This is a genomic window from Microseira wollei NIES-4236 (genome assembly GCF_020521235.1).
GTDB classification, from domain to species: domain Bacteria; phylum Cyanobacteriota; class Cyanobacteriia; order Cyanobacteriales; family Aerosakkonemataceae; genus Microseira; species Microseira wollei.
In genome coordinates this window covers 37,928-47,454 of record NZ_BLAY01000071.1, presented here as the reverse complement: position 1 = coordinate 47,454, position 9,527 = coordinate 37,928, and the positions used below count along the sequence as shown (strand labels likewise).

The following is a 9,527-nucleotide window of genomic DNA, read 5'->3' as shown; positions in this document are numbered from 1 at the left end:
CGAATACCAACATCGCTACGTCGCTATATCTGACGTAAAACATTCTACCATAGATCCTGTCCGCAATTCATCTCACCGCCAAAGGTCGTACCGTTATGGCGGGAGCCTTCTTGCGGTTGAAGGTAAAATTGAAGAAAGCTAGTATTCATCAGCACTTTCACTGAGAGCGCCCTGGGATTTTCCCGGTCTACTTACTTAAAGATTGGGTAAATCTAAGGAATATACGTAAAAAAAATCATCAGGGTATGCCAAATTAGATTTAAGCGATAAATCGCAAGTGAACGAGAGATTAACAAGAGCTGTAAAAAGTGCGTGCATCTTGTTAAGCGGTCAACTATCAGAGCAATAACTAATGATGACGGATTTGCTCTCAGTCCGCTCTGAAAGTACGGGTTTTTGGCATCTACAAAATACGCGATAGTTACTCGGTTCTAATTCGGTGAATTGCTGTGGCAATTTCACCAGGATTTATTTGAACGTGGCGGGAGAGATACCATGTCCAAATGATTCCGAATGTCAAACTTTACATCTGGGGTAAAACCAGTAATTATGTCTATTACAACTACTTTTGTGAAAAAATTATTGATGGCTGCTGCTGGAGCAACATTTCTATCCCTGGGAGCTTCTTTAGCTAAGGCTCCCCCAGCCGAGGCGGCAATTTTCTCAGTGGATGATTCGGGTTCCCGGATAAGTGGGTCGAACACGATTTCTAATCTCGGTTTCAACATGGTTGCGGTTCCCAATGGTGACGAACCATTGTTTTCCAACCTATCTAGTCTTTCGTCACCATTGGGCACCCTAAGCTTCAGCTCTCCTGTTAATAAAAGAGGGATTGGTAACGGCTGGGCAACTTGGAGCAATGGCTATACAGGCGAGGTATACTTTAACAACGGTAGTACGACCACAACGATTACACTGCCCTCGTTGATTGGTGCATTCGATCTTTACGTGGAACCAAACCTGTTTAGTTTATTTGAGATTAAAATAACGGCGATTGGTGGAACGACGACAACTCTGTCGCAGTTTGTTAACGGTTTCGCAGGTGCAAAATATTTCGGGTTCTACGCTACTGACGGAGAGCAAATTTCCAGCATCACAATCACTGATAAATCTGGTAGTGCTGGTGGTTTTGCCTTCGGTCAGATGTATCTAGCCCAACAAATCCAAGCCGTTCCCGAACCAGCTTCGGTGCTGGGTTTATTAGCCGTTGGTGCAATAGGTGCAGCTGCAAAATTGCAGCGGAAACAGCAACAGGAAGGTTAATAGATTCTCTCGCCGCTCCAGGAATTAGAATCCAATGGCTTTTAGCTAAAGTCAGTTGAAACAAACTAAAAACCAAGTTCAGAAATTGAGGATTGAAAGTTTGTAGTTCTGATGTAGAGACGTTACATATAACGTCTCTACATTTTTGGCGTTCAAATGCTACTAACCTAAGTTGCTAGTTATCACTATCGTGGGTTGCACAGCAGAAGCTAATCGCTAATTGCTAATTGCTGATGGGAATATTTTTCTGGTCTACCATTAGCCATTAGCTATTAGCCATTAACCTGTCTTCAGCCCTAAAAAGATAACTAGCAACTTGCGTTACTACAAATTCATGCTGAGAATTCCCAGAATTAATCCCCTTGATTTGCTTGTTCGACAAGTTGCGTTCGCGAAGCGTGCGGTCGGCATATCGCTTCTATCAAAGCCGATCAGCGGTATATTTCGCCACATAAGGGCTTTTCCTGCGCCCATAGGGTGCTGTATGGTGGCGAGTCTTGTTCTGGGTATATTAAAGGCGCGATCGCTCAAAAAGGCTTGCTAGAAGCTCTCAGCAGCGCACGGGAACGCTTTCAAGCTTGTAGGGCAGCAAGTCTCATTCTCCGATCTCAGCAGTCAGAAGACTCCGAATCCGAGAGCTTTACTAAATAGCCAAATACTTGTCTAAAGTTACTCATAGTTCTTCACGGTGATGATGTTGACAGCGTTGTCATTTTCTGCTAATTTTTCCCTATATTTTGCCGAAAACCAAGGCCAAAAATTATCTGGTTTGTAAACCACAGTCGATTCAAAACTGACCAGCCTGTCAAAAGGTCGAACGGGATACCACGATTCGTTAAATAGGTTGAAAATAATGGTTGAACAATGGCTCTTAGCTTCAGAACTAATCGCGGCTGTCCCCACCTTCTTACAAGGTGGGGAAGGATAGCGGAATTTTAGAGGGGTTAAATGCCCCTCTAAAATTCAATCACCCTTGCGGGGAAGTCTGAGGTTTGATGTTAGGATGAGTGTGTAAAAAGAGGTAGGTTTTGTGGCAGTAAGACGAGTGACTTTTCGGTTGTATCCCAAGCCAACAGCGGCTAAAAAACTGCTGTGGGCAAGGAAAATGCATCAACTGCTCTACTTCAATGCGGCTATTGGCAACCGCCTGCAATACGAAAAGTTTGGTTGCTCAGTTTCGTACCTAGAGCAACAAAATTCACTTCCTGCTTTTAAGCAAGTTTGGCCTGAGTATAAAGAACTCGGGCAAGCACAGTTTGCAAGCAACATTAAAACGGGTTGATTTAGCTTACCAAAGCTTTTTTAAAGGACTGAGAGGAAAGCCTAAATTCAAGTCAATTCGGCATTACAGTGGATGGAGCTACCCAGACACTCAGTCCTGGAAGGTTCATACAACTGGCGACAATGGTTACCTGGAATTGACAGACCTTAAATTGTCGATTCAAATGCGAGGGAAAGCTAGAACCTGGGGAACTCCTACCTGCACGATTGTCTATCGAAATGGACTCTGGTACGCATCAATTACGGTTGAGTGCAACCCAGTTAGAGAAACAGATTCCGGTGCGGTGGGGGTGGATTTTGGTACTTATCATGCCGTTGCCATGAGCGATGGAACGTTGATAGAAAATCCCAGGTTTTTAGGAAAAGCTCAGGGCAAAATCAAACGAGCATCTAAACAGAAACGGCGCAAGAGAGCGCCTAATTTCAAAAAGAAAGTCAAGGCGTCGAAGCGATGGAAAAAGGCAACCGAGCGGGTGTCTAAGTTACAACGCAAGGTGGCTTGCTCTAGGCAAGATTGGACTCACAAAGTGGCGGCACAGATAGTTAGCAGTAATAGCCTGGTCGTGACGGAGGAACTCAATCTCAAGGGGATGACCGCGAAGGCGAAAAAGGGCAGTAAAAGGAAGACTCAAAAAACGGGACTTAACCGTTCAATGCTTGATGTTGGAATTGGGGAACTTACCAAAACTATTGAGTACAAGTTACAGGAAGCTGGTGGGTTTTTAATTAAGGTTCCAACCAAAAAAGTCAAGCCTTCTCAAACTTGTCCTAATTGCGGTCACCAAAGGAAAAAAGATTTGTCCCTCCGCGAGCATCATTGCTCGGAATGCAGCTACACCGATGACAGGGACGTAGCCGCAGCTAAAGTAATGCTGTCATGGGCGCTTGGAACGAACGCCCTCAATCGTGGATCTTGCACCTCTACTTCTATTCCCCAGGCGACTGGAGGATGGCGGCAAGTGTGGGAGACGAAGCGACAGAAACCCACACCTCAACGTCAGTAGGTGTGGGTAGTTCATCCAACAGTTATACTCTCCAGTCACATAGGGTGGGCAAAACCCGAATTTCCTAGTGGACAAGAAGGAGCCGACTCCCTTGGTCGAAGCAGGAAGCAGACCCAAGAGAAACCACCTCTAGTTGAATGGTGAAGCTTGAATAGGTTTAGCCAAGTTTTGTATAGCACAGAAAATCAAAAGAATTGACAAAGATGGGAAAATAATTGCCAGAATCCTTTGCATCTGTGCGATTGCACCCTGTTTGGCTGCGAGGCTGCCAGCGCTGCAGATTGCTCGCTTGCCGATTGCGGATCGTTGAATTGCGCTAGCTGCGATTGCGCTGCCGCAGGTTTGGCAATTCTTTCCCCTCGCTTTTTCGGCTACAAACTATACAACAAAGGCGCTCAACTGTGATATCGTGTCCGGTAGTATCGGTTGGGTTAGGCTAGCAGGTGAGCTTATTTTCTAGGTTCATCGTGGGTAAAGTCTGATTTGGTTGTCGGGACACGGCGTAAGATCTTCTTTTCGTTAGCAGCAAAGCCTACTTATGCCGTGTCCCTACGCAATTGGATATTTTTGTTGATCCCAATTAATGCGATCGCAAAACAGATTTTGACCGTTAAGGGTGCGGAATGTGAGCTTCTTTAGCAGTAATGCTGTTGGCTCGTAGTTCCAAATGCTAGTTCCCAGGTTGAACCTGAGAACTAGAGCAAAAAGGCTCTGCCTCTGCCACATAAGGGCTTTTCTGGCGCTTTACCATAACTGATCGCGCAGTAAGGCATCAATATCCCGGCTAAACATCCATTCATCAGGAAACTGTACCTTTGGATAATCTTCCCGTGCATCTGTAAGTGCATCTTCCCAGCATTTGGCAAATACCTCGACCAAGTAATTTCCCAAGCTGGGAGATTGTTCTAATAAGTCTAAAATCTGTCTGCGTTGCTCTCGAATTGTAAGTTCCCAACCCCAATATTCATCAGGAGATTCGACATAAATTCCCTTGAGCAAGTGGTTGATAAGTAGTCTTAAGCGGTTTTTCAATTCCCGTTTGTCCCGTCCCGCCAAGCCTTCTATTTCCTCGCTCAAACTGTTAATATCAATCTCAGCGAAGCGACCTGTTTTTAATTTGGCGACGGTATCTTCACACCATGCCACAAAGTCGCGATCGTATAACAGAGATTGCGTAACAATCTGTGTCATCTTGTTTCTGCGCTCAAACTTTAATCAACAATTTCGCCCAGGAGATTGTGCGACGATCGTTCTCTACAGACGATTTGGCTGGGGTCTTCATGCCAAACTGACTCAATTCTACTTTCTGCCAGCTTTTGCTAGCCACAAGTCCCTCATATCATGTCCTTAGGCATCGGTAGCGTTAGGCTTAGGGTGAGCAGGTCGGCAGGTGGGCAGGTGGGAGGGAAAAAAACAGCTTTTCCCACAATCGACTATTATCAACCGATACAACCGGACATGATATCACTCGATCGCCAATAGCTGATTTACATTGTTCCCGGCTTTGCACCCAGTTAAAAATTTCTCCTAATATGGTATAAACTACAGTAAGTCCAGCAATTAACTGGGGATTTGGCAGAACTGCGAGCGCTTCATCGTAAGCTGAGCCGAAGTTTGGTGTCCTTTAATACCCGGTGACTTGGACTTACTGCGATTACAGAACGGGTTATTAGAGGTTTCGCCTGTGGGTATAGTTGTAGAGAATGTATCAAAACAGTTCGGTAGTTTCCAAGCCGTTGACGATGTAAGCTTAAAAATCAAATCCGGTTCCCTGGTAGCATTGTTAGGGCCATCGGGGTCGGGAAAGTCCACCCTGTTGCGGTTAATTGCCGGTTTGGAAATGCCGGATACTGGCAGAATATTGCTTACTGGCAAAGATGCTACCAATCAAAGCGTACAGGAGCGCAACATCGGGTTTGTGTTCCAGCATTACGCTTTATTCAAGCACATGACCGTGCGTCAGAATATCGCCTTTGGGTTGGAAATTCGCAAAGCAGCCAAAGCCAAGAGCAAGGCGCGGGTAGAGGAATTACTCGAACTCGTGCAGTTGTCGGGATTGGGCGATCGCTATCCATCCCAACTATCTGGAGGTCAGCGTCAGCGGGTGGCTTTAGCGCGGGCATTGGCGGTTGAACCTAAAGTTTTGTTGCTAGATGAACCATTTGGCGCATTAGATGCTAAAGTCCGCAAAGACTTGCGAGCTTGGTTGCGTCGCCTGCACGATGAAGTCCACGTGACTACAGTATTCGTCACCCACGACCAAGAAGAAGCAATGGAAGTTGCCGATGAGATTGTGGTTATGAATAAAGCGCGCGTCGAACAGGTGGGGACGCCAGCAGAAATTTACGACCATCCCGCTTCGGCGTTTGTCATGAGTTTTATCGGTCCGGTGAACGTATTGCCAAGTACATCGCGCATGTTTGCAGGGAATGGGTTTGAGTCGGCGCAACCAGAAATCTTTTTACGACCTCACGATATTTTGGTGCAAAGAGAACCAAACGGCACGACGGTAGCGGCGAGAGTGAGTCGTTTGATTCATTTGGGATGGGAAATTCAGGCGGAATTAACTTTAGATGATGGTCAAGTTTTGACGGCGAATTTGACCAGAGAAAGGTTTGATCAGTTAAAGTTGGAACCGCAAGAACGCGTGTATGTAAAACCCAAGGATGCGAAGGCATTTCCTTTGTATTATTCGATTTAGTTGGGTGGATATAATTGGGCGGGCTTTCCTGCCCACCCCACAAGAAAATAATATTATTGTGGGGTGGGCTTCTTGCCTGCGCTGATGCTCCAAGCTTCAGTTTTGCAGAGTAAGATGCTAGCGTGTGGACTCAGATTTAAATGAAAACTTTAACTGAGGTATTCCGCTTTCGTATAAACGACCTTTAATGATATTTGCCACTTCGATGTCTGACATATTATCTTTAGGACCAAATGGAATATCTGCTGTCCACTTCCCATTTAAAGTGATAGTCAGCTGAGCAGGGACTAACACTTTCCTCGCTGAAACATTGTATTGAGTTATGTAACTTTGAGCGGCGTTAAGCTGGCTAATGGCTAATAGCTAATTGATAATTGGATTAAAATGCGATGCACTATTGAGAATTACCGATTACCCCAGTCATCAACCCGGTTTCTGCGTCGATTTCTCGCTGTCAAACGCACGATTTTTCAGATCGCCCTTTGTTTCTTTAGCGTCAAACCCACGATTTTTCAGAGAAACCTGGTTTCTTGGTCCTTGGATGTAGCTAGCAAATTGAGTTAGTAGTATAAGTTTAATCGAAGCGAAGGCATTGGCAATCAGAGATTTCACTTAGTCTAAGCGATCGCTCCCAATTTAACGTAAATTTTCCAGGGCGAGAAGCTCTCGCATCCAATCCATCTCCGCTTCAGAAAATGCCGGAGGCGGCGGCATCTGACTGTAATCAATCGAAAGATCGTAAGCTGCCTCATCATAAATTGCATTCACAGCGGTGGGAAGATCGAGGGGAATATCGGCGTCAGGTTCCCGTAACGGAACTGGTACAATCGGTAAGGATTCTTGTAACAAAATAGGCCAAATTTCTACAAGACCAGATTGAGCGCGAGTCAAGGTAATTAGATAGCTCACATTTGGCAGACGCGGATGGTTAAAAGGACGAGTTCCCCGCCGTAATAAGTCTATTTCAATCAGATGTACGTTTGCTTGATAAAGACGCTGACGTTTTTGGCGGTAAGCAGTTAATCCTGGTTCTCGTTTATTGACAGGCGAGAGAATTTCAATACAGGTGACGAGGACATTTTTAGCAGGATCTCGGATTTCAATACTGGGAATTCTTACTTCAACTGGCTGCAAAAATGGTAACTTTAAAGCAGCAGGAGTCGTTGCAGTTGCAGCAGAGCTACCAAAGGGTAAATTAATAGATTGAGTCTGCTTTGTCTGAATAATTTCCACATCCGGGTATAGAATCCCAATTTCTGTTTCCGGTGCGGTATCTTCCACCAAATAAATTTCTAATCTTGCCGTATATCGGGGACGGAGTTTGGGGACTAACATCTGCCGAATTTTATTCGCCAAGGCATTATGCACGTCAGACCACAGATAACCTTCGAGGTAGGGGTTCATACCCGGAAATGGAGATGGCATGAGAAATTGCTCGTGGCGATACTAAAATTATTTTATTCTGCTGGCACCGCGCTCTCCTGCTATACTCAGCACTGACTTTGGCTCAAAATAGTACTCATGCTTTGGTTACCCGGATCTAAACCATTTCGTTCCCTAGTTCAATTTCTCGGTTTGTTTTGTCTCTGCTTATTGCTGGTCACGAGTTGCGGTAGGCGCCCCACCGCTAATGCACCCACTCCCGCGACGGGAAGCAATTCGGGGCGCGTTACAGTCGGGATGACGATTAAACCGCGCACTCTCGATCCGGCGGATGCTTACGAATTGGCATCGAGCAGCGTACTTTATAGTTTGGGCGATCGCCTCTACTCTTACAAGCTCGGAACTACTCAACTCGAACCCCAACTCGCCACCGCCCTCCCCAAAGTCAGTCCCGATGGCAAAACTTACACTATCCCCCTGCGTCAGGGCGTTGTTTTCCACGACGGGACGCCTTTTAACGCCCAAGCAATGGCGTTTTCCCTCGATAGATTTATTAAAAATGGCGGTAAACCCAGTTCGCTAATAGCAGATTTAGTTGAATCTGTCAAGGCTTCGGGAGAATACGAACTAACAATTAAACTGAAAAATGCGTTTGCGCCGTTTGCGGCGGTGTTATCTTATTCGGGTTTGTGCGCGATTTCGCCCAAAGCTTACGAGATTGGTGGCGGGAAGTTTAATCCAACGAAATTTGTCGGCACGGGGCCTTATAAATTGGTAGAATTTAGTCCCAGTTTGATTCGGTTGGATGTTTTTGACCAGTATTGGGGCGAAAAACCGCCGAACAAAGGGATAGACTTTCAATTTTTAACGAGTTCGGCGAACTTATTTAATGCGTTTCGCACGGGTGCGATCGATATTGCCTATCAAAGTTTAGATCCGGATCAGATTGCCAAGCTGCAAAAAGATGCCGCATCGGGAGGTTGGCAGGTATTGGAGACAAAGGGGAACGTGGTTAATTACATGGTATTGAATACCAAGTCGGAACCTTTGAATAAAGTCGAGGTGAGACAAGCGATCGCATCCCTACTCAACCGTCCTTTAATTGTAGAGCGCGTATTGCGAAACCAAGGGGAACCCGCCTACAGCATGATTCCCAACACCTTCGACGTTTCCAAACCAACTTATAAAGACGCTTACGGGGATGGAAGTAATATTGCCAAAGCAAAAGAACTGCTAACCAAGGCAGGATTTTCTCAAGCGAAACCTTTAAAGATAGAAGTTTGGTATCCTTCCGCATCGACAATTCGCCAGCAAGTTTCCAGTACCCTGAAAGAATACGTCAAGTCGCAATTAGCAGGCGTTGTTGAGATCGAACCTCGTTCGGAAGAATCTGCTAGTTTCTTTGCCAATATTCGCAAAGGGGTTTATCAAGCAGCATTGGTGAACTGGTATCCCGACTTCTCCGACGCCGATAACTTTATTCGACCGTTTTTGAATTGCGAAAAAGGTACGGCGAAGACCGGGTGCGAGAAAGGCGGGAGTCAAAATCAGGGGTCGTTTTATTATAGCGATCGCATGAACCAACTCATCCAACAGCAACTCGGCGAACAAAACCCCCAGCAACGACAGCAAATCTTTGCCGAAATTCAAGACATCATGGCGAAAGATGTTCCCATCATTCCTTTGTGGCAGACTAAAGATTATGCTTTCGCTAGGAAAGGATTGCAGAATGCACAATTAGATCCAATTGTGCAACTTCCCCTCTGGAAAATTCAAAAAGGAGCATAATTTTACCAATAATACCAAATCCGGATCGACAACCCCTATAATCTTCTTCTTCTTCTTCTTCTTCTTTCTTTGTGTCCTTCGTGTCTTCGCGGTTAAATAAGGGGGGT

The 9,527-nt window shown here is 45.5% G+C and carries 7 protein-coding genes and 1 pseudogene; 5 read left to right on the top strand and 3 right to left on the bottom strand.

The annotated features are described in order from the left end of the window. The first annotated feature begins 549 nt into the window (after positions 1 to 549). From MiSe_RS22830 to MiSe_RS22820, 3 genes and pseudogenes are all read left to right on the top strand, one after another. Positions 550 to 1,263: a PEP-CTERM sorting domain-containing protein gene (locus MiSe_RS22830; RefSeq protein ID WP_226585182.1), complete on the top strand. Its 714-nt coding sequence runs from the start codon at positions 550 to 552 to the stop codon at positions 1,261 to 1,263. A gap of 411 nt (positions 1,264 to 1,674) precedes the next feature. Then, positions 1,675 to 1,914, top strand: coding sequence for a membrane protein insertion efficiency factor YidD (yidD, locus tag MiSe_RS22825; protein WP_226585185.1), 240 nt, complete (start codon positions 1,675 to 1,677; stop codon positions 1,912 to 1,914). A 379-nt stretch (positions 1,915 to 2,293) separates the two neighbouring features. Next, positions 2,294 to 3,548 (top strand): annotated as a pseudogene (locus MiSe_RS22820) (RNA-guided endonuclease InsQ/TnpB family protein). 744 nt (positions 3,549 to 4,292) lie between these two features. On the opposite strand, the gene MiSe_RS22815 reads toward MiSe_RS22820, so the two are convergent. Continuing rightward, a complete protein-coding gene (locus MiSe_RS22815) occupies positions 4,293 to 4,739 on the bottom strand; it encodes a DUF29 domain-containing protein (RefSeq protein ID WP_226585181.1) in 447 nt (148 codons plus the stop codon). A 493-nt stretch (positions 4,740 to 5,232) separates the two neighbouring features. On the opposite strand from MiSe_RS22815, the gene MiSe_RS22810 reads away from it, so the two are divergent. Next, positions 5,233 to 6,249, top strand: coding sequence for a sulfate/molybdate ABC transporter ATP-binding protein (locus tag MiSe_RS22810; RefSeq protein WP_226585180.1), 1,017 nt, complete (start codon positions 5,233 to 5,235; stop codon positions 6,247 to 6,249). Between the two features lie 423 nt (positions 6,250 to 6,672). On the opposite strand, the gene MiSe_RS22805 is transcribed toward MiSe_RS22810, so the two are convergent. Further along, positions 6,673 to 6,861, bottom strand: coding sequence for a hypothetical protein (locus tag MiSe_RS22805; protein WP_226585179.1), 189 nt, complete (start codon positions 6,859 to 6,861; stop codon positions 6,673 to 6,675). A gap of 24 nt (positions 6,862 to 6,885) precedes the next feature. Continuing rightward, the gene (locus MiSe_RS22800; protein ID WP_226585178.1) at positions 6,886 to 7,674 is read right to left on the bottom strand and encodes a DUF4058 family protein; all 789 of its coding nucleotides are present in this window, start codon (positions 7,672 to 7,674) and stop codon (positions 6,886 to 6,888) included. Between the two features lie 96 nt (positions 7,675 to 7,770). Here MiSe_RS22800 and MiSe_RS22795 point away from each other — a divergent pair, with 96 nt between their 5' ends. Next, complete coding sequence (locus MiSe_RS22795) at positions 7,771 to 9,420, top strand: ABC transporter substrate-binding protein (RefSeq protein ID WP_226585177.1); 1,650 nt, start codon at positions 7,771 to 7,773, stop codon at positions 9,418 to 9,420. Positions 9,421 to 9,527: the final 107 nt, after the last annotated feature.

Bases quoted from the DNA above. Each gene is read 5' to 3' on its own strand.
- MiSe_RS22815 (WP_226585181.1), bottom strand. From the start codon at position 4,739: ATGACACAGATTGTTACGCAATCTCTGTTATACGATCGCGACTTTGTG.
- MiSe_RS22795 (WP_226585177.1), top strand. From the start codon at position 7,771: ATGCTTTGGTTACCCGGATCTAAACCATTTCGTTCCCTAGTTCAATTT.
- MiSe_RS22830 (WP_226585182.1), top strand. From the start codon at position 550: ATGTCTATTACAACTACTTTTGTGAAAAAATTATTGATGGCTGCTGCT.
- MiSe_RS22800 (WP_226585178.1), bottom strand. From the start codon at position 7,674: ATGCCATCTCCATTTCCGGGTATGAACCCCTACCTCGAAGGTTATCTG.